2 protein-coding genes are annotated in these 1,278 nt (G+C 70.9%); both read left to right on the forward strand.

The genetic code is table 11. The features are described from left to right. Positions 1-222: 222 nt before the first annotated feature. The gene (locus tag P3W75_RS17505; protein ID WP_276228581.1) at positions 223-813 is read left to right on the forward strand and encodes a sigma-70 family RNA polymerase sigma factor; all 591 of its coding nucleotides are present in this window, start codon (positions 223-225) and stop codon (positions 811-813) included. Next, the coding region (locus P3W75_RS17510; RefSeq protein WP_276228582.1) for a DUF1109 domain-containing protein at positions 800-1,278 on the forward strand (479 nt) is incomplete at its 3' end. The genes P3W75_RS17505 and P3W75_RS17510, both read left to right, overlap by 14 nt.

Below are 1,278 nucleotides of genomic sequence, written 5' to 3' on the forward strand. Positions count from 1 at the left end.
GAGCAGCCATTCGACTAGGCTCGTCCACGGTGTCAGAGCCGGCCCGGCTTCGCGGCGCCGGCTCTGATCGGGGGCGTGCCATGAACAAAAATTTTGAGCTTTTCGATTCGCCGCCCTAACGTATTGAAAAGACGGCCGCTTTCATTCGTTGGTCGAGGGCACGTGCGCAGGCTGGTGCGCGCCCTGATAAAAAATCCATTCGCGGTGTAACCAGGGCGAGCGATGCAACGAACTACCAGCCAGGAGCAGTTGAATGCGCGCGAAGCGCAGCTGCAGGCGCTGCTGTTGCGCGGGCTGGGTGGTGACGCCGGGGCCTACCGCGACTTCCTCGGCGCCCTCGGTTCGCACCTGCGCGCCTTTCTGCGCCGGCGCCTGGCGCAACGTCCGACGGAGGTCGAAGACCTGCTGCAGGAAGTGTTGCTGGCGGTGCACAACGCCCGTCACACCTATCGCGCCGAGCAACCCCTGACCGCCTGGGTGCAGGCCATCGCGCGCTACAAGCTGGCCGACCATTTCCGCGCCTTCGCCCGCCGCGAGGCGCTGCAGCAGCCGTTGGACGAGGATGACGACACGCTGTTCGCCAGCGAGGACGCGGAGCCGGCGCAGGCCAGCCGCGACCTGGGCCGGCTGCTGCAGCGCCTGCCCGACAAGCAGCGCCTGCCGATCGTGCATGTGAAGCTCGAAGGGCTGTCGGTGGAGGAAGCGGCGCGCCTCACCGGGCTTTCCAGCTCGGCGGTGAAGGTAGGCATCCACCGCGGGCTCAAGGCCCTGGCGGGCATGATTCGAGGTAAGCGAAACGATGAAGACCGATGACCTGATCGCCCTGCTCGCCGCCGGCGAAACGGCGGTGGACCGCCACGCCCTGGCGCGTCGCTTCGCCGTGGCGCTGCTCGGTGGAGGGCTGGGCGCGCTGCTGCTGATGGCGGCGTTGTACGGGGTGCGCGCGGACCTCGCTGAGGTGGCGCGCACGCCGCTGTTCTGGGCCAAGGTCGCGCTGCCGGGCAGCCTCGCGCCGCTGGCGCTGTGGCTCAACGCACGCCTGGCGCGGCCCGGCGTGCGCGGCGGCGCGGCCTGGGCGGCGCTGTGCCTGCCGCTGGCGCTGGTGTGGCTGGGCGGCGCCCTGGCGCTGGCCGGGGCGCCGGTCGAGGCGCGCGCCGAGCTGATCCTCGGGCGCACCTGGCGCACCTGCCCGCTGAACATCGCGCTGCTCTCGCTGCCGGCGTTCGTCGCGGTGTTCTGGGCCCTGCGCGGCCTGGCGCCGACCCGCCCGCGCCAGGC

It is taken from the genome of Pseudomonas citronellolis, assembly GCF_029335315.1.
In the GTDB taxonomy this organism is placed as follows: Bacteria; Pseudomonadota; Gammaproteobacteria; order Pseudomonadales; family Pseudomonadaceae; genus Pseudomonas; species Pseudomonas citronellolis_A.

What these genes read in the sequence shown, in the direction of transcription:
- P3W75_RS17505 (WP_276228581.1), top strand. Translation starts at nt 223, where the DNA reads ATGCAACGAACTACCAGCCAGGAGCAGTTGAATGCGCGCGAAGCGCAG.